The sequence below is a fragment of the Trichocoleus sp. ST-U1 genome, assembly GCF_039961835.1.
Taxonomy (GTDB): Bacteria; Cyanobacteriota; Cyanobacteriia; order Cyanobacteriales; family FACHB-T130; genus FACHB-T130.
Window position 1 is genome coordinate 151,223 of sequence record NZ_JAMPJZ010000002.1, and the last position, 24,367, is coordinate 175,589.

Genomic DNA, 24,367 nt, shown 5'->3' on the forward strand with positions numbered 1-24,367 from the left:
AAAAAGTAAAAGTTAAAATTAAAAATTGCCAAAGCCCTATATTTTTAGAGAATTTTGAGGCTTTATAGGATTTCGCGCTGATTACTGCCTGGAATCTCCCTCTCTTAACCTCTCTCCCTCTCTTCCTTCCACTTGCAAGGGGATGCGGTATTGTCCGGCAACATAATAAAAGAAGCGATAATAATTGGGAAATTCTTTGGAGGGCGATCGCCCCTGCCAGTAGTAGCGTATCCTTCCCTGAATCAGTGTCAATCGCATCAAACTGATATCTGAACGCAGTTCTACATAAAGTTTTCCGATAACTCCTTGTTGGGTAGTAAAGTTCTGCTGCGAGAATTGATGGGGAGTTTTTTGCCCTGATGGCGCAAGTTCAATTTCTGGCAGGCGATCGCCTGCCACTCCTAATATTTCCACCTCTGGGTCTTGAGGATCTCTAAAAGCTCGTCCATCCCGATTGTCTGGCATTGGCGCAGCAATCCAGGTACTGGGATAAGGAAACTCGAAGCTATAACGCGGGTTTTTATAAGTTTTCCAGGTTGGCGACTGGGTATCCGAGGCGCGACAACTCCACAGCATTACACAGAGTGCGATCGCATAAACAACAACACGCCAGTTGCAACAAGCTTCGACTCTCTGACTTCTAACAACCGATCTAGGACGCCGGACGCCTCTGGGAACGTTATTTAGCAATGGACACCGCCGAAACCCATCTCCGTTCTGCTTGCTTATATTCCTTACACCAGTTCGTCCGACTCTGCCGGAAAGTATTAAGCGATGTAACAATATTGCCGTCATGCTGGCATGATGTCTTGACAGCCCGGAATAAGGCAGATAACCTGTGAAATATACCCGGGTAGAACAACTGAAAAGTTATATGCAAGACAAGCAAAAGGTTACGTTGTATCTTCCTCCAGGTCTCCATCGCCAGCTCAAAATTCGCTCAGCTGTTGACACGGAACCCATGTCAACAATTGTCGAAAGAGCGATCGTCTTCTACTTGGCTAACCCAGAAGTGGTTGATGAGGTAGAAGCAATCCAGGGAAGGACTCATCGAGTCTATTCCTGTCCGGAGTGTACTAGCTCTGTGGTACTGCGAGATGGAGAAATGGTTTCCCTGGATAATCAACCAGGTGTAATCGCTGAAGAGCTGACTACCCTTGAAAATGCCAGAGGTGAACTCGGCACGGATTCTCAGGGAGAAGAGGCATTGGTTCCCTGTTAAAGTTCCAAATCCTCCAGACTGCTTGAATTCCTCGCTTGCTCACGTTGGTTGCGGTTGATAAATGTTTGGCTAGTGGTTGTGCCGTCTCTAATGGGTCGATAGATATGAAAGAAGAGCTAGATATTCTGGTTCAGGCTCAATACCCCCTCATCTACCTAGTAACTTCCGAAGAAGAGCGGGCGGAGCGAACAATTGCCAATATTGCTCAGACAAAATCCCTGGCTCGGCGCGTCTACATTTGGACTGTCACCCACGGCATAGTCGAGTACGGTCAACCCCGCCATATTACCCAGCACAACACCGTCTCCCCAGAGGCAGCGATTGAATGGGTAGTACGCCAAAGAGAGCCTGGTATCTTTATTTTTAAAGACTTACACCCTTTTATTGACTCACCGGCAACAACGCGGTGGCTGCGGGATGCGATCGCCAGCTTCAAAGGGACACAGAAAATTATCATTCTCATGTCACCCGTTCAGCAAATCCCCATTGAGCTGGAAAAGGAAGTCGTCGTTCTAGACTATCCTTTGCCAGATTTGGCAGAACTGAACCAAGTGCTATCTAGCCAGTTAGAGCAAACCCGTTCTCGCCGCACCACAACTGAAGTTCGGGAAAAACTGCTAAAAGCAACCTTGGGTCTGACGCGGGATGAAGCCGAAAAAGTTTATCGGAAAGCTTTCGTCAAAACCGGGCGTCTGACGGAAACAGAAGTCGATATTATTCTTTCTGAGAAAAAGCAGCTAATCCGCCGCAACGGCATCTTGGAATTTATCGAAGAAGATGAAACCATTGATTCGGTTGGCGGTTTAGAAGAGCTAAAGCGATGGCTGAGACAACGTTCCAATGCTTTTACAGAGAAAGCAAGGGAATACGGTCTGCCCCAACCCAAGGGGATGTTAATCCTAGGGGTACCGGGATGTGGCAAATCTCTCATTGCCAAAACCACTGCCCGCCTCTGGAGTCTGCCACTTCTGCGCCTAGATATGGGCCGAGTGTACGACGGCTCAATGGTGGGGCGCTCAGAAGCTAACTTGCGGAATGCCCTGAAAACGGCTGAATCAATTTCCCCAGCGATTCTCTTTATTGATGAACTGGATAAAGCATTTGCCGGTACTTCTGGGTCTGCTGACTCAGACGGGGGTACTTCCAGCCGCATCTTTGGTTCTTTCCTTACCTGGTTACAAGAAAAAACGTCTCCGGTGTTCGTGATGGCAACTGCCAACCGGGTTGAACGTCTACCGGGTGAGTTTCTCCGCAAAGGACGCTTCGACGAGATTTTCTTTGTAGACTTGCCGACTGCGGAAGAACGCAAAGAGATTTTCAATATTCACCTTAGCAAGCGGAAGCGAGACATTTCTCGTTTTGACCTCGACCAGCTGGCTAAGGTATCGGATGGGTTTTCCGGGGCAGAAATTGAGCAGGGATTGGTCGCGGCAATGTACGAAGCTTTTGCCCAAGACCGAGAATTTACCCAGCTTGATATCATCGCGGCAATAAAAGCTACTCTGCCGCTTTCCCGAACCATGAACGAGCAGGTAACGGCCCTGAGGGACTGGGCCAGACAGCGAGCGCGACCTGCTGCGTCCTCCGTCGCCGAGTATCAGCGACTGGAGTTCTAAAAGCTTTCTCCTGCTCCCAACAGGAGGAAAGGCTAGCAGTTTGCTAGCAGTTTGACAAAAAAAGCCGCCCAGTAATGCGTCCAGGCGGCAGACTCACATCCACAAGTTGTCGTTTCTCTTAACTCTCTACTGGAGGAAATCCAAATGTCTCACTTTAGCACTCTGCGTACCAAAATCACCGATGCCGAAATCCTGAAAGCTTCTCTCCGCGACCTGGGTATCAGTGTTAAGACCGAAGCAGATGTTCGGGGTTATAACGGTCAGCGGGTTCGTTCTGACATCGTTGCAGTTCTGGAAGGCGAGTATGACCTCGGTTGGTCTCGCAACAGCGACGGTTCTTTCGACCTGATTGCTGACCTGTGGGGCGTCGCCAAGAAGCACAACCAAACCGAACTGATTAACTCGATTAATCAGAAGTATGCCGTGAACAAGACCTTGGCTGAAGTCAAGCAACGCGGTCTGCAAAATGCCAACGTTAAGTTGGTTGTGCAAAAGTAATTTGTGTGCGCGTTCCCAAGCTATCGGGTTAATCAACTTTAGATTAGCCCGTTTTTCCTATCACCCAGCTCTAGTTAGAGCTGGGTAATTTTTTTATGGGAGTAATGAGCACAACAGCAGAGCGATGCGATCGCGCCTCAGCAGTACAATGACCGATAACCCAGACAAACATCATCGTCGCTCCATTCGTCTCAAGGGATATGATTATGGGCAAGCTGGTGTAAAAGGCGATGTTTGTTAGGAGAAATTGTCGATGGAGTAATACATCTAAATCTCCTATTCGGAGGATTTCGGCATAGAGTATCATGCTTGCTGTTCTTCCAAACAGAGCCAAACGATCGCATTCCATCACGAATCAAATTGCGATCGCATCCATTAAAAAAGGGTGAGCATTTGCCCACCCTTGTAACTCTAAGCTAAAGCAACAGCAGGTTCAGGCCAACGACCTACAGCTTTACCAATTACAGACATCTCTAGCATCAGGCGGTCGAAACGCTCTGGTGTCAGAGATTGAGGGCCGTCTGAAAGGGCTTTCTTCGGGTTGGGGTGGACTTCAATCATCAACGAGTCAGCACCAGCAGCGATAGATGCCATCGCCATCGCAGGCACGTATTCAGACTTACCTGTACCGTGACTGGGGTCAATCATAATTGGTAGGTGAGTCAAAGTTCTCAGCACCGGAATTGCCGACAAATCCAGCGTATTCCGCGCATATTGACGGTCAAAGGTGCGGATACCGCGTTCGCACAAAATCACGTTCGGGTTGCCAGCAGCCATAATATACTCCGCCGCCATCAACCAATCTTCAATCGTCGCCGCCATTCCCCGCTTCAGCAGCACAGGCTTTTCTTGCGCCCCTACTTTCTTCAACAGGGAGAAATTTTGCATATTTCTGGCACCGATTTGGATCACGTCGGCAAATTCTGCCACCACATCCAATTCAGGACTATCCATCAGTTCCGTAATAATGCCCAAGCCTGTCGCTTCCCGCGCCGCCGCTAGCAAATTCAAGGCACTTTCACCGTGTCCTTGGAAAGCATAGGGCGAAGTCCGAGGCTTATAAGCACCGCCGCGCAAAAACTGCGCTCCCGCCGCCTTAACTCGACGTGCGGTTTCAATAATCATTTCTTCGTTTTCGACCGAACAAGGACCAGCCACCACCACTAAAGGATGATGTTCGCCAAAAGTGACATTACCGTTAGGTGTTGATACCACAACGTCACTAGCTTCACCGTGACGATAATCACGGCTTGCCCGTTTAAAGGGCTGCTCAACTCGCAGAACCTGTTCAACCCAAGGGCTAATTTCTTGCATCTGGAGGGGATCTAAGTCAGCCGTCTCACCAACCAGACCTAATACCACCTTGTGCTTCCCAACTATTTTTTCTGGTGTCAGTCCCCAAGTACCGAGTTCGGCGCTAACGCGCTCAATCTCAACCTCTGGAGTGCCAGCTTTCATGACTACAATCATTTTTCCAAATCCATAATTCGGTTGTTTATCTGCCGAATATCTCCTTTTTCAAAAGTCACCAGAGATAATACTTCTCTAGCTTTGCCTAGATAGACCGCCGAGTTTATCTCTCCAGCAAAAAATGAAAATAGCCTGGGGTTCAAACCCCAGGAAAGAGCGAGACCGATGGCAATCGTTCTCTAAACAACTTATAAGTAAAACTCACCTTTGAACTGCTGGTATTTGCGCGGGATTTATGAATCCTTTTGCCCAGCAGAGCGCCATGCTGCTGTCATCCGTCCCCAGTTCGTGGTGAACTCGTTCCAGCCGATTTTACTACCCGGTCTCTCTTCGTCCCAGGAGGCTGAGAGAACCCCGTAACTTAATCCCAGAACGCCCAACCCAAAGAAGCCCATACTCACAAGTACAACTGCGGCGTTGGGCAACTTGAACCAGTGCTGGCTAACCACGACATAACTGACAATAAAAGTCAAAATGCCTAAAGCGCTAGGAATCCCACAAAAAAGAGCCATCCGGCGAGCCATGCGTTTGCTCACCACCTCTGGGACTGCCGAAGATTCGAGCTTTCTTGGAGAAGGCGCTTGACCTTCCGCTTTGGCAGTGCTTGGGGCTGTTGGTTGGTTTTTCGCTGGTTTTTTGCGATTCTTCTTAGCGGGTTCAAACGGTAAGCGATTCCGTTGGGATTCTTCTGAAGACATAAGTTTATCGGCGGTTTAACCGCGAATACCCAGGCGACCAATCAAGGCTTGATAGCGGGGTCTATCTTCCTTTTGCAGGTAGGACAGGAGACGCTTTCTGGTACCAATCATTGTCAACAAACCTCGCCGGGAAGCATGATCCTTCTTGTTGGCTTTGAGGTGAGTGCTGAGACGATTGATGCGTTCTGTCAGCATCGCAATTTGGAGATCCGTCGAGCCAGTATCAGTTTCGTGAACCTGATACTCCGTCATAATTTCGTGTTTACGCTGTTGCGGCAGAGTCATGGATAAAGTCTATTTTTAGAATGCAGCAATCTCTCATATTATCATCTGATTTGGAAATCGGTGATGGAGAATCGGGAATTGCGAATCAATTGGGAATTTCCGATGTCTCTGCCTGTGTCTGTATCTGTGCGCCAGACGCGATATAGGTTGTTTCTACAAGTTGCTTTGCGACTTTGTTTGCGGCTCGACGTTCATCTAACCAGCGTTGCAAAATCAAAGCTGCCGCCTTGCGGTCAATTAGAGGTTTATTTTGGGAGAGCGATCGCCTTTCTGTTTTTAGCAGTTCCTCTGCCTCATAGGACGTGAGCCGCTCATCCATATATTCCAGCGGTAACTGGAGAGCCGCTGCCACTCTTGTCGCAAATTTCTGCACCTGCTGCGCCTGAAATCCTAGGGTTCCATCCATCGCATAGGGTAAACCAATGACCAGAACTTGCACTTGTCGCTCCTCAACCAGGCGTCGCAGTTGCTCGATATCCCGGTCAAAGGAAGTGCGTTCGATCGTAGCGATTCCGGTGGCAATCAATCCAGTGCCATCGCAGCCAGCTACCCCAACCCGCTTTTTACCGACATCCAAACCCAGTGCCGAGATTCTCTCCATTCTCTTCTCCCCGCTCTGTGCGGCTAGCTTTCGTGGCATCAAGGGATTGGGAATTTAGCACGATTCCCCCTTTTGGAGGCAACGCCACAGAGGACGATAAATCCTTCTGCGGTTCTACCTGCGGCTTCTTATGCTTCGACTTTAGCCAAGACATCCGCCCCGGTACTGCTTTGCGAGCGGGTTGGAGACCCTGAAGCATTTCAGCCAACTGTAGCCCTTCTAGGGAAATGGGCTTTGCCTCCCGCAGCTTGTGCCACACAGAACGAGACATCAGGAGCGAGTGGGAGATTCGTTCTGCCCCTAATTGTTCCAAATATTCTTCTCGTTCTGGCTGATAGTCGGCTGAAGCCAGTTGTAAGGACTGGGAAGGGTAATCCTTAGCCATCCGAGCCATTTGAGAAAGTAGCTCCGGATATAACCAAGTGTAGGCTGGGTGTACGGTCAACTCAGCGACATGGGGTTGGGAGCCATCGCGGGACAGAAAAATTTGAAAATAGCCAATTGCTGCCTTGCGCTGCGGTTCAAATACGTAACCACTAACGCTAACTGTCTTGCCGATCCATTGCTTCAAGCTGGTGAGAAACCCGCCAGCGAAGCTAGTTTTGAAGTCATGGATGTGACGGTCATAAACTTGGCGTAGCAGCGGTGGCATTGACACCGTATCGAGTTGATAGAGTAACTGGGCATCAGCATTGCTGACTGGGAGAAGATTGGGTAAATCCGGTTCGCGCTCTTGCAGTGACGAAAGCAGCTCTGGAGCGATCGCCCAATAAGTCAGCTGAGCCAAAGGTTGAAACCCATTCTGGCGGTAAAGAGCCAGTGTTGCTTTGTTGTTAACATTGACTTCCAACACCCAGGTACGCGCTTCCAAGATTGACTCAAAGCAATAACGTAAAAGCTGCGAGCCAACTTCCGCCGGTACCCCTGTCTCCAAAACTACCTGCTCAACCCGCCAAGTGCTGCGCGTGCGGTTGAACGGTGAAACCTGGATCGTACCGCGAACTTGGTTATCCTGCTCCGCGACATAAACGCAAAAAGTGTGCTGACAAGGATTGGGAAACCAGCTCAAGAACTTCAGCGGGCCAAACCAGGGTCGAATTTGATGAACTTTTCTACCCAGATTGTCCGTTGAGTAAATTTGGTCTCCTGCGTCAAAATCTTCTGCGGCTAGCCGTTCCAGCGCATCTAGATCGCGGTATTGAACGGGACGGATCGCAATTTTGGTTTCTTTAGGCAGAAATGAAGTCATGTTAAGTACATGCGCCATGAAGCCGATAGGGTCGAGCGAGCTGCTCTTGGAGAGCAAGCCCAGCTTAAAAACGCAACCAATAGGTTTTTAGTGAAAAAGCCTTTTAAGTGTTGCTGCCAATATCTTAACTGCTTTCCCCTACTGACCGCCGACCAGGAAGAGCCAAAAGCCGACTGGCGAAGAATTTATTTGATTGTCGTTTTTTTCTTTCTAAGTCCTTCTCTGGAAGTCTGGAGTCCAGCAGCAGCCTTGAACTTCGGAGCATTCCAAAGGTTGATCGAGGTCGCTGTGCTAACGGGTGAATTGGACTTCTGACACGAGATTGGGAGACTTCCAACTAAATTTGGACTCTTAAGCCACGACTAACGACGACAGCCGCACAAGCATGGGGTTATTTGACAAACATTTGTAAACTACTATTAAGAACATACAGAAGTAAGAATTCTGCAATGAAGCAACTTGTCACTGTCGAGCGTTTCTGCCTGATTGGTCATATTGTAACGATGGTTTTTGGACTGGCGGGGCTGGTGCTGGTCGTACCCCATCCTGAAATAATTATGAGTTTAGGGGAGACTGGGCAGACTGCATTCCAGTGGAGTATGGCTTGGGGTGGAGTGGTGAATATCGTCTTGGGAACGGTCGCCGTTGCCATTTATGCCTATAGAAAGTTAGGACTGTGGCACTGGCTGACTTTCATGTTGCCTGCGGTGTGCCTGTCCTTGGGGAGCGAATTGCTGGGAACCAGTACAGGCTTTCCATTTGGGGACTACAGCTACCTGAACGGCTTGGGGTATAAGATTGGTGGACTGGTACCTTTTACCATTCCCTTGTCCTGGTTTTATATGGGATTGGTTTCTTATTTAATTGCCTGCGCGGGTCTAAAAACTCGGCAAAATCCGAGCTTGGTTCGCTATGTAGGCGCGATCGCTGTAGCTGCTATGATGTTCACCTCTTGGGACTTTGCGCTGGAGCCAGCGATGAGTCAAACAATGGTACCTTTTTGGTATTGGGAACAGCCAGGAGCCTTCTTTGGCACACCTTACGGAAACTATGCCGGTTGGTTTGGCACTAGCTCGCTCTTTATCGGTGTGGGAGCAATATTGTGGAGAAAGACGCCAATCTTATTGGATCGTTCTGGGCTAGGTTTCCCGCTCATCATCTATCTAAGTAACTTTGGTTATGCAGCCGGATTGAGCTTGGCAGCTGGGTATTGGATACCCGTCTCCTTGGGCGTTCTGGTCGGTGTCATTCCAACTTTGACCCTCTGGCAAATGGCACAACCCGCAGAGATTCGCGAATCCACAACGGAAACTCCTGCGAGTTTGAAGCCAGAAATTCCAGTGACTCAAGTCAAAGTGGCGGTGAAGTGAACGTCGATTGGTTAACACTCCAGAGCGCACTATCGCTACTGCTGCTACTCGTTCAGGCACCAGCAGTAGCGATCCTGCTCTCGCGTCTATTGAAAGGGCCGTCTCGGCGCTCGCCCGTTCAACCCGATACTGCCACGCCCGAACTCTTAGGTGCTGTCAGTGTCGTGGTTCCGACTTTAAATGAAGCGGAGCGAATTAGCCCAGCGCTGGCTGGGCTAACCCGCCAAAGCTACGAAGTCCGTGAAATTATCGTTGTTGATAGTCGTTCCCGGGATGGAACTCCAGAGTTAGTTAAAGCGGCACAGCAGCAAGATCCCCGGTTTCGCTTAATGACGGACGATCCTTTACCGCCTAGCTGGGTGGGGCGTCCTTGGGCTTTACATACCGGATTTTTGCACAGTAGCGAACAGAGCGAGTGGATTTTGGGAATGGACGCCGATACTCAGGCGATTCCCGGATTGGTTGCCGGTTTGCTCAGGACAGCGAAAGAAGAGGGTTATGACCTGATTTCCCTGTCGCCGCAGTTTATCTTGAAATATCCAGGCGAGTGGTGGCTGCAACCAGCACTCTTGATGACCCTGCTTTACCGATTCGATCCGGCGGGTACAAATACTCAAGATCCGGAGCGGGTGATGGCAAACGGTCAGTGTTTCCTGTGCCGTCGCTCTGTTTTGGAGGCTGTAGGGGGTTATACCAGTGCCCGGAGTTCTTTTTGCGACGATGTGACCCTTGCTCGCAATATTGCCTCCCGTGGGTTCAAGGTGGGCTTTCTGGATGGAGCTAAGGTTTTGAAGGTGCGGATGTATGAGGGGGCAGCCGAAACTTGGAAAGAGTGGGGGCGATCGCTTGACCTAAAAGACGCTGCTTCCAGGGGTCAGATATGGGGGGACTTGTGGCTGCTATTCGCCGTTCAGGGTTTACCTTTACCTGCGTCCTTGGTTTTGCTCAGCTGGCTGGTGATGGGAACTTCGACACTCCCAGTGGTGGCTGCTGTCGGGTTAAATTTATTTCTGCTATTGATTCGGTTTGCGTTGCTACTCGCGATCGCGCCGTCTTATGAAAGCAAAGTACAAACCCCCGGCTTTAGGGGATCAAAAACAGGTAAACGGGAAAGGAACTTTGACTTTTTACTTTTACCTGTTTACTTTTATCTTTCCCCTCTGGCAGATCCTTTCGCCGTGCTGCGGATTTTTCTGTCTGCTATTCGTACTCCTAAGCAATGGCGCGGTCGGAGTTATGGATAGTTTTGAGTTCTCAAGCAAAGGGGGAATGAGAGTGATGAGTGTTGGATTTTGAGCGATCGGAGAGTTCTTTAATTCAAAACTCAAAACTCAAAACTCACAACTTTTTCCCAATTCCCCAAAACCAAAACTCATTTAAGAATCGAAATTACTGTTAACCGCATCTACCCGTTCTAGCTGCCAGAGAATTTGATTGCCCTCACGGCGAACCCGCGACACAATCCAATTGCGCCAACCCCAGTGGTCTCCGCGACTGGTGACAGCGCTGGCATTGACATCCATCAAGTCAGCTAATTCAGAGCTAGTAATTAGGTAGCCTTTAGCAGCAATTTCATCAGCCACATGGAGAGTTTCTATCAAATTACGCAGCTGGGCGACTCTCACCTCACGGGGCAGATTGTCCTGAGAATCAAGAGCAGATGGAGTAGTAGAATCTACCATGACTAGGCCGAGGTTAGGAGGGTCAGAAGACAAGTCACTCGATTGTATCGTTTTGTTATCAATAGAATTAGTCGCGCGTGAAACAATTGACTCTTCTGCTATGGGTTGTTGCAGCGAAGGAGTCTTCCCCGTCGCAAAAGCCCGCGCGATCGCATCGCATCGCTCATTCCCCTCATTTCCTGCGTGACCCCGGACATACCGCCACTCGATCCGGGGAAGATTGAGTTCATCGAGTATTTCCCAGAGGTCTTGGTTGAGGACGGGTTTCCCTTCTGCTGTCTTCCAACCCTTCTTTTTCCAACCTTTCACCCATTTGGTAACACCGTTTTTCAGGTATTCACTATCGGTGTAGAGGGTGATGGGTTCTTGTTGTCCGAGGCCGTTCACGAGTTTCAATGCGCCGATTGCGGCTTGCATTTCCATTCGATTATTAGTGGTTGCCGGATCGGCGTCGCCCATTTCATAGACCGAACCATCGGTGAAATAGACAACAACACCCCAGCCTCCAGGACCTGGGTTGCCGACGCAGGCACCATCGGTATAGATACTTTGGATTGTCCGAGTCAAGGGCATGAAAGTGGTTTTGCGAGGTTGAATGGTTATTGTACAAAAAACGGGCAGCTCCAAGCGAGGGAAAGCTGCCCTATCAGATTATTCAGGATTCTTCAGAGGGTTGTCCTAAAGATTGCTGGAGTTGCAGAAGGTCTTGCAAAATCTCTTGATGCAACTCTGGAAAATCGGCTTCGGGGAGGCTTGATAGCACCTGTTCGTACTCGATTATGGCTTTTTGGCGCAACGGATTGGGTTCTGGATTAACTTGCGATCGCTCATAGTAAGCATTGCCGATTGCTTGATGCAATCTGCCCCAACCTTCTGGGTTATTGTCTTGAGAAACGTACTTCAACCCTTCCTCATAGCTTGCCAATTGCCCTTCATCGCCGCGCTGGTTCAAGGCTGGATTATTTTGAGCGACCTTACTTAAGGAACTCAGTAAGGGGTCCAAACTCGCTGAAAGAAGCGCCGACTTGCCGCGACCGATCCAGGAGTCCCAGTCATCCAGTTTGAGTTGCAAAGCTTGGTCGTAGCTGGCGATCGCTTCCTCATATCGAGCTAAGCGGTGTAGGGTCTCGCCTCTTACCATCCAGACTTCTGAATAGTTGGGTTGGAGTTGCAGAACCCGGTCAAAACTAGCCAGCGCTTCCTCATAGCGGTTCAAGTTTTCCAGGGCTAATCCCCGATTGTAGAAGGCTTCTGGGTCGTTTGCTTTAATTTCTACTGCCTTGTCAAAGCTAGCGATCGCTTCTTCTAAACGGTCTAAGTCCTGGAAAGTATTGCCTTGGTTGTTCCAAGCTTCGTAAAAGTCGGGTTTAATTTCTATCGCCTTGCTAAAGCTGGCGATCGCATCTTGCAACTGTCCTAAATTTTTCTGCATCACGCCTCGGTTGTTCCAGGCGATATAGTTATCCGGGCTAATCGCCAAGCACCGATCGTAGCTAGCGATCGCATCTGACAATTCTCCAGCACTGGCTTGCTGATTGCCTTGATTAAACCAAGCTTCGGCTTCCTCTGCACTCGATGGATTTTCTGCTTCCTCGACGCTGGATGGATTTGCCGCATTGAATTGATTCACCAATGCTTGCACAATAACTTGCGGATCGGTCGTCTCAATTTGCAGTTGCTCGGAAATTTGCTGAAGTAAACCGCTATCCTGTTGCAACATCACCAACAACTCATCCAGGGTGACTGTTTTGAGTTCTCCGCCTTCCTCCCCTTCCTCACTAACTGCGGGGACTTCCTCCTCCGGCGCGTCGAACTCCTCGTATTCATAGATAGAAGAGACGGGTGGGGGGTTTACTGCTCGTGCCGGAGCGTTTCTCGTCAGCAGTTGCATCCCAATATCATAAGAAACTTCCCCGATTTCTCCGCAGCCCACCTGACCAAGCTGCACCATTCGCGCCGCTAACTCATTATTAGGTGCAGGGGAAGCTAATAATCTTTCCCCAAAGCGGTTCAGCCACCCCACCCATAGGGATGATTGACCGCGATCGCCTAGAGACTCAAAAAACCGTAAAACCCGGTCTTGCTGCCAGCCATGCGCGACTCCTTCGAGCAGTTGGCTGTACAAAAATTCATAATCTGTATCCGTCAGGGGTTTAGGGGGTTCCGAGCGAACCGAGGCGGGTGTTGGGTTTCGCCTGCCGCCCGTTCCAAATAAACGCTGAAACCACCTTACCAGCGATCGCCATAGTTGCTTGAGCATTTGCTAGAGTCCCCCCGCCCTTACTTTCTCAGATTTTATCTAACGGGCTTGAACAGTTTACTGGCTATTATGAGCTTTTGATCGGTTAACCGTAATGTTTGCTTTCCAGAAAACCACACCAATTCTCTAAAGACAACCAGAAGGCGATCGCATCCGGTTCGACTAGAGCAACACGTTACACTTTTATCGACACCTCTGTCGCTTGTCTAGCCTGACGAATCCCTGCCGTGACCTACCAACCCCTACATCACAAGTATCGCCCTCAGACGTTCGCGGATTTGGTGGGACAAGAAGCGATCGCCCACACACTCCGCAACGCCATCCGCACCGAACGGATTGCCCCCGCCTATTTATTCACGGGTTCTAGAGGAACGGGCAAAACCTCCAGCGCCCGGATTCTGGCAAAGTCGCTGAACTGTCTTCAGAATAGTCAGCCGACAGAACAACCTTGTGGTGTTTGTCCTGTTTGCCAAGGAATCGCCAAAGGTTCAGCGCTGGATGTAATTGAAATCGACGCCGCTAGCAACACCGGCGTGGACAATATCCGGGAGATCATCGAACGCGCCCAATATGCCCCCGTTCAGTGCCGCTACAAAGTGTATGTGATTGACGAAGTTCATAGTCTCAGTTCAGCTGCGTTCAATGCCTTGCTGAAGACGCTAGAGGAGCCACCCAAGCACGTTGTCTTTGTCCTGGCGACCACCGACCCGCAGCGGGTGTTACCGACAATTATCTCTCGCTGTCAACGCTTTGATTTTCGCCGCATTCCCTTAGAGGCGATGGTGGAGCATCTGGGAAAAATTGCCCAGTTGGAAAACATCAACATTACTTCCGAGGCGATTACCTTGGTGTCGCAAGTGGCTCAGGGAGGCTTGCGGGATGCGGAAAGCCTGCTCGACCAGCTCAGCCTATTATCCGGTCAAGTGACGGTAGAGGCAGTCTGGGATTTGGTAGGAGCGGTTCCAGAACGAGATTTAATGGAATTGTTGAAGGCGATCGCGCATTCCGATCCCGAAGCGGTTCTGGAAAAAGCTCGTCACCTCATGGACAGGGGGAGAGAACCGCTGATTGTCCTCCAAAATCTTGCCGGTTTCTACCGGGATTTACTCATTGCCAAAACTGCCCCCAAACGCCCGGATTTAGTCGCCGTGACCGCGCCCACTTGGACTCATCTGTGCGAATTTGCGGATCTGGACATCCCGACCATTTTGCAGGGGCAAAAGCACCTGAAGGACAGCGAAGTTCAAATTAGAAATACGACTCAGCCGCGCCTGTGGTTAGAAGTGACGCTATTGGGATTGCTGCCAATCGCGAATAGCGGTCAGCAGACACAGGCGGTGGGCAGTGTTAATCTGACTCGCCCCCGTGTCGAGAGGCAAGAGGCAAGAGGCGATCGGGGATCGTCCACGCCCAACACTCAACACTCAACACCTGCCCAACCCGCTACGCCAGTCGTTGACACCCCTCCCCCCAATGTTTCGCCGATTCAGCAGGAAGCACCACCAGAGCCGCCCTCAGCGGCACCACCGCCACCAGAAAAGCGAGAATCGACCGAAACCCCTGCGCCAGTTTCTCAGCCTGCGGAGGGTCCGGATCGAGGAGTCGAACTCGATCGAGTTTGGCAACAGGTGATCGATCGCGTCCAGCTATTTGGGACGCAAGAATTTTTGCGTCAACGATGTCGCTTACTAAACTTTAATGGTCGGGAAGCAATCCTGAGTGTCAGTTCAACGGGTTTGTTAAAGTTAGCCCAGACAAAACTGCCAGATGTGGAAGCAGCGTTTTCAAAAACCTTTCAATCTAAGGTAAAAGTTAGCTTTCAAGTTGCCGGAGGGACTGAGGTGAAGTCGAATAGTGCCTCAAAGCCGCCAAACTCTGAAAAGTCTGTGGGAACATCGCCCAGTCAAAATTCCGTAGGAGCGATCGCGTCTGGGACACCGGCTCCTCAATCACCGCCCGTACAGCCTTCCGGGGAAGTCAAGAAAGAGAATGGCGCTAGCAACTACTTAGCACCCGCTTCAACCAGTCCGCTGCCGTCTAAGATGGCACCGCAGACGAAGCATGAGTTTAAAAACGGCAGTTCTACAGCTTCGCGGACTCCAGCAGCGACAGCCCAACCCCCCGCACCGCCAGATGTAGAGTGGGACGATGAAGTCGCGATCGCTGCCAAACGCCTCGCGGACTTTTTCAAAGGGGAAATTGTCAAGCTGGCTGACGAGCGAGAGGAAAATTTAGAGACTTTAGATTTAGAGTCTCTTTCCGAACCGATGCCGACACGCTTGCCACTCGCAGAGATGATCGAGCCTGCCGATGAGCTACTCAATGAGTGGCAAGAGGATGATGATGTAGGGTTTTAGAGTAGAGACACAGGCACTGCCTGTGTCTCTACTTCAAAACTCGAAACTTTCCTCGCTGCTGCCTTGATGCACAGTTTTTATCCATTTCAGCCGCTTCGGTCGCACTGACATCCGGGCGGTGGTACTCGCGATAATCGCCATCCAGTGGAGCATATAAAGGACGCCGCGTAAGGTTTGCACCAGGGTGGCAAAAAAGACCGATGCAGTCAATTTCTCTTCTTTTCTGGTGCGGCGCAGACCGACGAACATCCCCATCAGAAAGAGGGTGAACGTCATTCCGGTGACGGGACTCAGAATCGGCAGACGATTCCGCGCGATCGCCATTAGGCAGTCGGGCACGGCAGCAGCGGGGAGAATATACTGGGTGAGCAAAAACGAGAACGCATCAATGCTTTTGAGGGTGCCCATCCGGTTTGACACCAGGAGACGCCAGTAGTCCAGATAGCGCTGGAATCCCCCTTCTGCCCATCGATTGCGCTGGTGCCACAGTGCCAGCGCGCTGGTGACGCCTTCCTCATACACGGGGGGAAAGATCAGAAATTCGATATCCCACCGATCCAGGTGTAAGCGGATCGTTAAATCCAAGTCGTCCGTGATGGTTTCCTCATTCCACCCACCGCAATGCTCCAAGGCAGCTCTGCGGACAAATTGACCGTTGCCTCGAAGTTCCCCGATGCCGCCAATGGCAATGCGCTGCTCCTGGAAATAGGAGTCCAGTGCCATTTCTGCCATCTGACCGCGAGTCCAGAAATTCAGCGATGGGTTCGCGATCGCTTTTCGCATCTGCACGGCTCCCACCTGTTGCCGCTCAAAACTTGGGCAAACCCGACGCAGCATATCTGGTGGCACTTGGGCGTCGGCATCAAATACCCCGACAATTTCTCCTCGCGTCAGGGACAACACTTGATTCAGCGCTCCCGATTTGCCGCCAACCCCATTCGCACCTCGGCGCAGGACTTTTAACTGGCGATATTCCTTCGCCAGATGCTCTAACACTAGGGGGGTTCGATCGGTGCTGTGGTCGTCAATCACCCAAACTTCATACCGATCTACTGGGTAGTCCTGATTACACAGCATTTTCACCAGGTTACCAATAACAGCTTCCTCATTTTTAGCTGCCACCAGTAGGGAAACAGAAGGCCATTGGTCTTTTGTTGCTTCCGACAACGGCGCTGGGACTGGTCGGGGTCGCGCGAATACGACGCGGAACGCTTGAATCACCAACAGTCCGGTCAGTCCTAGGACTAACCACGAACCCCAAACAAACAGATGTAGGGCAATGATGCTGCCCCAAATCACCGTTAAGGCGAACGCCGCTTTGCGTCGGCGTCCTGCCAGTCCCTGAAAAAAGTCGCTCTCAAATTCTTCTGTAGAAACTTCATTGATTGCGTCTCTACATTCAGACAACAGAGAATCGAGCGGTTCAAGCTCGTTGTAAGAATCTTTTTCGGGCCAGGAATTCTCCGGCATAGGTTACTTGATTCAACCACCAATACTTATCTACACCCATAAAGAAGCTGGGGATCAGGTAACACCATACCGTACATCCTTCGCACACGGACAGCTTGCCCTGAGATTGGCGGTAGGATTCTACTTCCTCTGACTGGCGATAGAGGTCGTAAAGCTTACCGTTAATGGGAACGCCGGTTTGGGCAAAGTGATAGCAAGGTAGGAGTAGCTTGTCGTCGGGAGAAATCGCAATTACTGCATCTACCGCTTTACAGCGGGGATTTTTCGTATCATTCCCCCCAGCTTCAATGAACGCCAGTGCAGCCTTATTGTATCCGACATTCTTATATTTCTTGGCGGCGGCTTGAATTGCTGCCACCATGTCTGGAGTGGGATTCTTGTTGGAATTGTAGTGGTCGTGGGCGGTGAAAGCTGGGTTGAGCCATACCCTGACGCCTAGGCGTAGACCGAGTTCTGCGACTTCGTTAATGTGCTGATAATTTTGGGCGGTGACGGTGTGGTTGAGAACGGGTTGTTCGCCGAGTTCTTGCGCTAGAGCAACCGACTCAACTAGGGTGTCAAAAATTTTCACTCCCCGCGAATGGTCGTGGGTTTCAGCATCTGCACCATCTAGCGAGAAATTCAAAAAGTCAACTAATCCTTGAATTTCTTTGGCTTTTTTCGGGTAAAGAATTGTATTCGTCGTCATGCTGGTCCAGAATCCCTGCTTTTTGGCTTCAGCGTAAATCTGACCAACATCTGCACGTAGCAGGGGTTCGCCACCCGTAAAGTCTATATACTTCAGACCCAACCGGCGCAAGTCCTTTAAGTTGTGTTGAATCGTGGCAAAGTCAGCTTCTTGGGGTGGCTCTAATGCCCAGATGTTACAAAAATGACATCGGGCGTTGCAGCGATAAGTTAAGTAGTAATTAGCAACTAAAGGAGGCATAGATTTCTCGCGTGAATAATTCCCTAACTTTATTCAGTCAGCGTAAACTAATCGGCAACAGATAGGAAGTTTTACTCAGGAATCGGGGAAAAGGGGAAAAAAATTCGCTACAAAGGGAAAAAAGGGGAAGGAAAACGAAAATTTCTCTACTACTCTTTCCTGCTCTTTCTCCCTCCCACATAGTCCTTAATTCCTTTAATGAATGAATTTATCCTGGGGAGGACGCGGGAACCTGTATATTAAGGTAGAATCACCATTAGCTCCACCGTCCAAGGCTAGAACTCTAAGCTATTGTGTTCCCAATCGGCTGTCAGAGCGCAGAAAATTAGGGACAACGCCCTACTGCCAGTCAGACGGAAATTGAGGAAGATTTAAGACAATGTCAATTGACCAACTTCAGCCTGCAAACCAAGGGGATGTCAGTGTCTACATGCCCTACTACCAGGGCAATAAGCGGAATATGTTGCCCTTGGCAATTAGCCTGTATCAAAAAGGGTCTTTAGAAGGGAATCGCAAAATAGAAGGCGGCGATAGCATTCCTTTTGTTGCCACCTGGTATGTGTCTAGGCTCCCATTGGATTTGACCCGTTGTCGGTTGCAGTTTGATGGAAATGCGGAACTGAGTTACGAAGTGATGATGGCAAATTCAGAGTTAGTCGATTTTTTAATCGACGTAATTATGAATTTCAAGCGCACTCGCACAATCGACTTTTCCCACACGTTCTATCGTAAGCTGCTACGAGCAGATGGTTGAACACTGTAGAAATGAGGAGTGAGGGTGTGCCAAAAGCGGCTAAATATTTGCTTATCGGGTCAACAGAAGCTTACAGTGGCAAGTCAGCAACGATCTTGGGGATTGCCCATCAGCTGAAAGAAAAAGGTCTGGATATCGCCTATGGGAAACCGCTGGGCACCTGTTTAAGTGAATCGCAAACAGATGCGATGGAGGAGGATGTCCGGTTACTCGCTCAGGTATTGAAATTACCAGAAAACCGAATCAGACCGACTCTGCTGTCTCTGGATGAAGAGACGATTCAAAGACGCCTATCTGGAGAAGACCAGACGGATTACCGTCTGTCTCTGGAGCAGTATCGACGGGTGCCTGGTGCCCCAATGGTTTTATTAGAAGGGCCAGGAACTTTGGAAGAAGGCAGCTTATTCGACTTGTCTCTGGGACAGGTTGCTGAGGCGGTTGATGCGGCTGTTTTACTGGTGGCTCGTTTTCACTCGGTTCTATTGGTGGATGCGCTGTTGTCAGCCAAAAAGCGGCTGGGCGATCGCTTAACGGGTGTTTTGATAAACGATATTCCCGCAGCTAATCTGGAAGCCGCTGAGACGCTCGTACGACCTTTTCTAGAGCGGCAGGGGATTCCTGTGTTGGGAATGTTGCCAAGAAGCGAGTTGCTGCGGAGTGTCAGCGTTCGGGAACTGGTCAGCCAGTTGAAAGCAGAAGTTCTGTGCCGTCCAGATCGATTGGATTTAATGGTACAGAGCTTGACAATTGGCGCAATGAATGTAAATTCAGCGCTGAAGTATTTCCGCAAGGGAACGAACATGGCGGTGGTGACGGGAGGCGATCGCACGGATATCCAGCTAGCCGCCTTGGAAACTTCCACCCAGTGCCTGATCTTGACTGGACAATTGCCGCCACAACATTTTATCCTCAGCCGCGCTGAAGATTTAGAGATTCCGATTTTGTCGGTTGACCTGGATACGCTGACAGCTGTAGGAATTATTGACCGTGCCTTTGGTCAAGTGCGGCTCCACGAACCGATTAAGGTCGAGTGCGTTCGCCAGATGATGGCTGAAAACTTCGATATTGAGCGGTTAATGGCGACTTTGGGTTTAGAACCGGCGGTTACGGTGCAGTGAGCGAGTCCAAAGCGTGGTGAATGTTGAGTTCTGAGTTAGGAATCCCTTTAATTCAAAACTCAAAATTCAAAACTTTCAAGAGCGACCAATGACCAAAGTTATTGTCTTCGGCAGCATCAACATGGATCTCGTGACGCGATCGCCCCGATTGCCAGTTGCTGGTGAAACGCTACGGGGTCATGACTTTTTTACGGCTGCGGGTGGAAAAGGGGCGAATCAAGCGGTAGCAGTGGCGCGGCTGGGGATTCCGACTCAGCTCGTTGGGCGTCTGGGTGCCGACAATTTTGGACGCGAACTCCTCACCAAGCTTCAGGCGTCTGGGGTCGAGACTGGGGCTGTTTTGGTGGATGAGGCGGCTCATTCTGGCGTCGCAGCGATCGCTGTGGGTGGGAGGGGAGAAAATCACATTATCATCGTCCCCGGTGCCAATGGGCGCGTGAACCAGGAGGATGTCGGACGCCTTAGCGATTTGTTACCCGGTGCTGCTGCATTGCTCCTTCAATTCGAGATTCCGATGCCAGCCGTTGTAGCCGCGGCTAGGGTAGCCCGACAAGCCGGTGTCCAGGTGATTCTCGATCCCGCACCTGCTATCGAGATGGGAGATTTTGCGTCTGTTTTATATCCGTTGGTTGACATTATCACCCCCAACGAAATTGAGGCGGGGCAATTGGTAGGCTTTGCGGTGGATGGGCAAGAAACCGCTGCCAAAGCAGCCGCAGCTTTACGTCAACAGGGCGTCGGTACTGCAATTGTGAAACTAGGCCATCGCGGTGTCTTCTGTGCCACAGAGGAGGAAACATTCTTCGTCCCCGCTTTCCCTGTTCAGGTAGTTGATACTGTTGCGGCTGGGGATGCGTTTAATGGGGGATTGGCAGCAGCTTTGGCTTCTGGGCATCCTCTCCGGGAGGCAGTAATCTGGGGTGCTGCCGCTGGTGCGATTTCGGCAACGATTGCCGGTGCCCAACCCTCTCTGCCCGATAGAGAGACGTTCGACACATTTCTCAGAAACAGAGGGATTCTATAGTTGAGTGGAAAAAGGGAAGGATATTCAGTATATTTTTATGATTAATCCCGTATTTGGTAACGATAAGTCTGCCTTTTCAAGGTATATTTAAATAATAGAAATCCGTTTTCAATAAATATTGAAGCTTAGTTCTTCCTTATCAAGTTTATTATATCGAAAAAAACAAATAACTTCTAGAGGGTAAAACAAAAAGTTTTCCCTGATTATTTAAATTTAAAAGCTATTTTCTGGGAAATTACTTGCCAATATCCTCATTCCATAACTGGGGATTGTTCTGGATGAAATCGGTCATCAACTGCTTGCAATCATCCAGGTTTAAATCAATCACTTCAACGCCGTGAGATTCCATGAATTCCTTGGCACCGGAGAAAGTTGCAGATTCACCGACGATGACTTTTTTAATCCCAAATTGGACAACAGCACCCGCACAGAGGTAACAAGGCATCAAGGTAGAATAAAGCGTTGTATCTTTGTAACTGCCGATTCTGCCAGAATTGCGTAAGCAATCGATTTCTGCGTGGGTAACAGGGTCGTTGTCTTGGACGCGCTTATTATGTCCTCTCCCGACAATTTGCCCATCTTTAACTAGAACTGAACCAATGGGAATTCCCCCCTCGCTGAGCCCCTGTTTAGCTTCGGCGATCGCATCTGTCATAAAGTCGTCCATAACAGTTTAAATCCTGAACAAGTAGGTTTTTTTAAGAATACTGTTATTCCGTGGAAAAGGTTCGGTTTTAAACACAAAGGTACGCAAAGGTAAGCGTAGAGGTACGCAAAGTTTAGACTTTGCGTACCTCTATTGGTAAGAATGGGGACTATGGATTTAGTACGCCGGAATGTCCGGGGATGTCTCCTAGCGGTTCGCAACGTCCACCCAAATATTTAGAGAGAAACTCTTCTGCGATCGCGTAAAAGTGCAGTCGGTTTTCGGGACGGGCGAAACCGTGTCCTTCGTCGGTGTAAAGGGCGTATTCTACAGGCTTATTTGCCTTTTGCATCGCCTCGACGATTTGTTCGCTTTCCGCCTGCTTCACCCGTGGATCGTTAGCACCTTGGGCGATTAGCAAGGGTTTAGTTATGCGGTCAACGAAAAATAAAGGCGATCGCGATTTGAGAAATTCTTCTTCCGTCTCCAAGTTGCCGACCCGATAGTAGAAATTCGCCTTCAGCGGTTCCCAGTAGGGCGGGATACTTTGCATCAGCGTAATCAGGTTACTCGGACCAACGATGTCCACACCGCAGGCAAAGACATCCGGCGTGAAAGTTAATCCCACTAGGGTTGCGTAACCGCCGTAAGAACCGCCCATAATGGCAATCTTTTGCGGGTCGGAGATGCCTTGTTGCACCAGCCAGTTGACGGCATCAATGAGATCGTCGTGCATTTTCGCCGCCCATTCCCGGTTGCCAGCGTTGACAAAGGCTTTGCCGTAGCCGGTGGAACCCCGGAAATTCACTTGCAGCACCGCGTAACCCCGGTTTGCCAACCACTGCGCTTGCGGGTCGTAACCCCAAGTATCTCGCGCCCAAGGGCCACCGTGAACCAGCAATACGGTTGGTAAATTCTGTGCGGTTATTCCTACAGGTGTTGTCAGGTAGCCGTGAATCGTCAAGCCGTCTTGGGCTTGGTAGGAAATCGGTTGCATGGATGCCAGCGACAACCCTTCTAGTGTGGGTTTGTTGCTGAACAGGAGGGTGCTGGTCTTGGAATCTCGATTATAGGCGTAGTAGTAGACCGGGCCGTCATCGGTGAGGAAAGCGACTAGCCAATTTTTGTCGGCAAGGTCACGGGAGGAAATGCCGAACTCTCCGGGACGAATTTGGGCGATCGCTTCAAAATCTGCGGCGATACTTTGGTCAAGTACCTGCCATTCTTGTTTCTCTTTGTAGAAGGAAACTGCCTGGATAACTCGCGTGATTGGGTGAATGACGATGCCGCCTAGATCGTATTGCGGATCTTCGGCAATGACTGTTTCTTCGCGAGTAGTGACATCGAAAGCAATCAGGCGGCTAGCGTTGGCATCGTGACTGCCGCTGATATAAAGGGTTTTGCCATCTTCTGAGAAGCTAACGGCACCGCCTTCATCATCTGGCCCCCAGTGACGCAGCGTTTCCCAATCGCCTTGGGTTGTTTCCCGGAATAATAGATCGGAACCCCCATCAGGCGTGGCAGCAGTGGCGGCACGTACCTGGAATTGGGCGTCTACTGTCCAGCTAACGACATTGCCTGGGTTTTCGGCGTATAAGTCAACCGCACCGTTAGCCAGGTTGATGCGGTAAACGTCAAACTTTTGCAAGTCCTTCAAGTTCATCCCCACCAGCACTTGATCGGGGAACTTGGGGTCAAGATCCACTGGCTGTGCTTTTACCCCTTGGAATGGCGTTAAGTCGCGGACAATATTGGAGTGAATATTGACCGAATAGAGGTGAAAGTTTTCGTCGCCATCTGAGTCTTGCATATACATCAGCTGGTCGGCGTTATAAGTCCAGAAGAAAATCCGGATACCGCGCTTCTTATCTGCGGTGAGTTGGCGGTCGTCTTCCTGTCCGACTGTCCGCAACCACACCTGCAAGACATTCTTGTCGTCGGGGGCGATGTACGCCAGATACTTACCATCCGGTGAAAGTCGCGGACTGGTGCGTTCTGGGTTGCCGAAAAGAATCTCGCGGGGAATCAGCGGCGGTAGTTGGGTTGCCGATCGCTCAATAGTTGATTGCATTTTTACCTCTTACTACTCGATCTCCTTATTCTTACTTTGCTCATAGAACTCGCGAATCCCCCAGTATGGTTAACCGACCCGATAAAAAGCGAACTGACAAGTCAGTGCAAGCTATCGCGTTTCTTATGTTGCGGAGAATGCGATCGCTTTGGCTGTGACGGAGCGAGGATGCGATCGCGTGCCGATACAAATTAGGATTGCCAAACAGTTGTCTTGACGACGCTTGTAGATTGAATGACGTATCATACGATGTAATATATGATGTGTGTAATATGGGCACACTGAGGAAGAATCAATGGCACGTTACTCCTTGAACTTACCGACTCAGTTAAAGCAAGATGCCGAAAAATATGCAGCTTCCCAAGGTGTTTCGCTAAATCAATTCATTTTGTGGGCTGTGGCAGAGAAGGTAGGGGCGCTAAGCCAGCAACTCGACGATCCGGCATTTCCTGAAATTACATACCGTCGCGGCGCTAGCGGTCAGCCAATGCCTTTTCTGCGCGGGACTGGCTTGCGCGTGCAGACAGTGGTAGTTGCTGCGAAACTTTGGGGTTTATCCCCGAAGGAGATTGCTGCTGAGTATGGGTTGAGTGAGGCTCAGGTGAAGCAGGCTCTAGCTTACTTTGGAGCGCACGCGGCGGAAATAGAGATGGCGATCGCATCTGAAGAAACTCTTGAAGCGGCAAATGTCTAAACCGCTGTTGCACCTTGATGCCGATACATCTATTAAAGCCCTACATCAAGCCTTAATTTCTCGCGGTCACGATGTCACCCGAACACCAACTGATTGGATGCCTTTAGATGCCAGCGATGAGGCTCAGTTATTAGGGGCTACTGCACAAGGACGGTGTATCTTTACCTTTAACATCCGCGATTTTTTGATTTTAGCCGAATACCCCCAACATGGCGGCATTATCCTGGCGGCTCAAAGCAGTTGGACACTCTCGGATTTAATTGCTGCTCTAGATCGCCTGCTGTCAGAGACACACGCATCTGAGTGGATCGGGCAAGTACGCTGGCTGAACCAGTGGCGAACATAAGCGATAGC

Annotated in this window: 24 protein-coding genes; 11 read left to right on the forward strand and 13 right to left on the reverse strand. The window is 50.1% G+C overall.

The annotated features are described in order from the left end of the window. Positions 1-81 precede the first annotated feature (81 nt). A complete protein-coding gene (locus tag NDA06_RS01820; protein ID WP_242047340.1) occupies positions 82-795 on the reverse strand; it encodes a hypothetical protein in 714 nt (237 codons plus the stop codon). Positions 796-874: 79 nt separating this feature from the next. Here NDA06_RS01820 and NDA06_RS01825 point away from each other — a divergent pair, with 79 nt between their 5' ends. The 3 genes from NDA06_RS01825 to NDA06_RS01835 all read left to right on the forward strand — a co-directional run bounded on the left by NDA06_RS01825 (position 875) and on the right by NDA06_RS01835 (position 3,336). Next, positions 875-1,222 (forward strand): hypothetical protein, encoded by a 348-nt coding sequence (locus NDA06_RS01825; protein WP_190415708.1) that lies wholly within the window; start codon positions 875-877, stop codon positions 1,220-1,222. 104 nt (positions 1,223-1,326) lie between these two features. Beyond that, on the forward strand, positions 1,327-2,838 hold the full coding sequence (locus NDA06_RS01830; RefSeq protein ID WP_190415355.1) for an AAA family ATPase: 1,512 nt from the start codon (positions 1,327-1,329) through the stop codon (positions 2,836-2,838). A 144-nt stretch (positions 2,839-2,982) separates the two neighbouring features. Beyond that, entirely contained in the window at positions 2,983-3,336 is a 354-nt protein-coding gene (locus NDA06_RS01835; RefSeq protein WP_190415354.1) for a DUF1257 domain-containing protein, read from the forward strand. A gap of 411 nt (positions 3,337-3,747) precedes the next feature. On the opposite strand, the gene aroF is transcribed toward NDA06_RS01835, so the two are convergent. The 5 genes from aroF to NDA06_RS01860 all read right to left on the reverse strand — a co-directional run bounded on the left by aroF (position 3,748) and on the right by NDA06_RS01860 (position 7,639). Beyond that, on the reverse strand, positions 3,748-4,806 hold the full coding sequence (aroF, locus tag NDA06_RS01840) for a 3-deoxy-7-phosphoheptulonate synthase (protein WP_190441324.1): 1,059 nt from the start codon (positions 4,804-4,806) through the stop codon (positions 3,748-3,750). A gap of 233 nt (positions 4,807-5,039) precedes the next feature. After that, entirely contained in the window at positions 5,040-5,504 is a 465-nt protein-coding gene (locus NDA06_RS01845; RefSeq protein ID WP_190441097.1) for a PAM68 family protein, read from the reverse strand. 15 nt (positions 5,505-5,519) lie between these two features. After that, entirely contained in the window at positions 5,520-5,789 is a 270-nt protein-coding gene (gene rpsO / locus NDA06_RS01850; protein ID WP_190415339.1) for a 30S ribosomal protein S15, read from the reverse strand. Positions 5,790-5,874: 85 nt separating this feature from the next. Continuing rightward, complete coding sequence (gene ruvX / locus NDA06_RS01855; RefSeq protein WP_242047341.1) at positions 5,875-6,390, reverse strand: Holliday junction resolvase RuvX; 516 nt, start codon at positions 6,388-6,390, stop codon at positions 5,875-5,877. Further along, positions 6,353-7,639 (reverse strand): GNAT family N-acetyltransferase, encoded by a 1,287-nt coding sequence (locus NDA06_RS01860; RefSeq protein ID WP_190674147.1) that lies wholly within the window; start codon positions 7,637-7,639, stop codon positions 6,353-6,355. The genes ruvX and NDA06_RS01860 overlap by 38 nt, the downstream gene beginning before the upstream one ends. 449 nt (positions 7,640-8,088) lie before the next feature. On the opposite strand from NDA06_RS01860, the gene cruF reads away from it, so the two are divergent. Both cruF and cruG read left to right on the forward strand, forming a co-directional pair. After that, a complete protein-coding gene (gene cruF / locus NDA06_RS01865) occupies positions 8,089-9,009 on the forward strand; it encodes a gamma-carotene 1'-hydroxylase CruF (RefSeq protein ID WP_190690354.1) in 921 nt (306 codons plus the stop codon). Then, the gene (gene cruG, locus NDA06_RS01870) at positions 9,006-10,253 is read left to right on the forward strand and encodes a 2'-O-glycosyltransferase CruG (RefSeq protein WP_190984646.1); all 1,248 of its coding nucleotides are present in this window, start codon (positions 9,006-9,008) and stop codon (positions 10,251-10,253) included. The genes cruF and cruG overlap by 4 nt, the downstream gene beginning before the upstream one ends. A gap of 132 nt (positions 10,254-10,385) precedes the next feature. Here the strand turns inward: cruG and rnhA are convergent, their stop codons facing one another. Together rnhA and NDA06_RS01880 are read right to left on the reverse strand one after the other, a co-directional pair. Next, entirely contained in the window at positions 10,386-11,264 is an 879-nt protein-coding gene (rnhA, locus tag NDA06_RS01875; RefSeq protein WP_190525639.1) for a ribonuclease HI, read from the reverse strand. An 82-nt stretch (positions 11,265-11,346) separates the two neighbouring features. Then, a complete protein-coding gene (locus tag NDA06_RS01880; protein WP_190984647.1) occupies positions 11,347-12,951 on the reverse strand; it encodes a tetratricopeptide repeat protein in 1,605 nt (534 codons plus the stop codon). Between the two features lie 227 nt (positions 12,952-13,178). On the opposite strand from NDA06_RS01880, the gene NDA06_RS01885 reads away from it, so the two are divergent. After that, entirely contained in the window at positions 13,179-15,308 is a 2,130-nt protein-coding gene (locus NDA06_RS01885) for a DNA polymerase III subunit gamma/tau (RefSeq protein WP_190984648.1), read from the forward strand. A gap of 33 nt (positions 15,309-15,341) precedes the next feature. On the opposite strand, the gene NDA06_RS01890 is transcribed toward NDA06_RS01885, so the two are convergent. Beyond that, positions 15,342-16,778, reverse strand: coding sequence for a glycosyltransferase family 2 protein (locus tag NDA06_RS01890; RefSeq protein ID WP_190984649.1), 1,437 nt, complete (start codon positions 16,776-16,778; stop codon positions 15,342-15,344). Then, a complete protein-coding gene (locus NDA06_RS01895) occupies positions 16,732-17,706 on the reverse strand; it encodes a radical SAM protein (RefSeq protein WP_190415319.1) in 975 nt (324 codons plus the stop codon). Before NDA06_RS01895 ends, NDA06_RS01890 begins: the two co-directional genes overlap by 47 nt. Positions 17,707-18,085: 379 nt before the next feature. Between NDA06_RS01895 and ebsA the strand changes: the two genes are divergently transcribed. The 3 genes from ebsA (at position 18,086) to rbsK (ending at position 20,602) form a co-directional block, all read left to right on the forward strand. Beyond that, positions 18,086-18,460, forward strand: a complete 375-nt coding sequence (gene ebsA, locus NDA06_RS01900; protein ID WP_190425538.1) for a type IV pilus biogenesis protein EbsA — start codon at positions 18,086-18,088, stop codon at positions 18,458-18,460. Positions 18,461-18,486: 26 nt separating this feature from the next. Further along, positions 18,487-19,578, forward strand: a complete 1,092-nt coding sequence (locus tag NDA06_RS01905; protein WP_190425541.1) for a DRTGG domain-containing protein — start codon at positions 18,487-18,489, stop codon at positions 19,576-19,578. 88 nt (positions 19,579-19,666) lie between these two features. After that, positions 19,667-20,602 carry a ribokinase gene (gene rbsK, locus NDA06_RS01910; RefSeq protein ID WP_190984650.1) on the forward strand — a complete coding sequence of 312 codons (936 nt, stop codon included), beginning with the start codon at positions 19,667-19,669 and terminating at the stop codon, positions 20,600-20,602. 235 nt (positions 20,603-20,837) lie between these two features. On the opposite strand, the gene NDA06_RS01915 is transcribed toward rbsK, so the two are convergent. The 3 genes from NDA06_RS01915 to NDA06_RS01925 all read right to left on the reverse strand — a co-directional run bounded on the left by NDA06_RS01915 (position 20,838) and on the right by NDA06_RS01925 (position 23,565). Continuing rightward, a complete protein-coding gene (locus tag NDA06_RS01915) occupies positions 20,838-21,269 on the reverse strand; it encodes a nucleoside deaminase (RefSeq protein ID WP_190984651.1) in 432 nt (143 codons plus the stop codon). A 148-nt stretch (positions 21,270-21,417) separates the two neighbouring features. Beyond that, entirely contained in the window at positions 21,418-23,319 is a 1,902-nt protein-coding gene (locus NDA06_RS01920) for a S9 family peptidase (RefSeq protein ID WP_190984652.1), read from the reverse strand. Positions 23,320-23,442: 123 nt separating this feature from the next. After that, the gene (locus NDA06_RS01925; protein WP_277878244.1) at positions 23,443-23,565 is read right to left on the reverse strand and encodes a hypothetical protein; all 123 of its coding nucleotides are present in this window, start codon (positions 23,563-23,565) and stop codon (positions 23,443-23,445) included. Between the two features lie 49 nt (positions 23,566-23,614). Here NDA06_RS01925 and NDA06_RS01930 point away from each other — a divergent pair, with 49 nt between their 5' ends. Both NDA06_RS01930 and NDA06_RS01935 read left to right on the forward strand, forming a co-directional pair. Then, positions 23,615-24,013 (forward strand): DUF433 domain-containing protein, encoded by a 399-nt coding sequence (locus NDA06_RS01930; protein WP_190984653.1) that lies wholly within the window; start codon positions 23,615-23,617, stop codon positions 24,011-24,013. Next, a complete protein-coding gene (locus tag NDA06_RS01935) occupies positions 24,006-24,359 on the forward strand; it encodes a DUF5615 family PIN-like protein (protein ID WP_190415305.1) in 354 nt (117 codons plus the stop codon). The genes NDA06_RS01930 and NDA06_RS01935 overlap by 8 nt, the downstream gene beginning before the upstream one ends. The last annotated feature ends 8 nt before the right edge of the window (positions 24,360-24,367 follow it).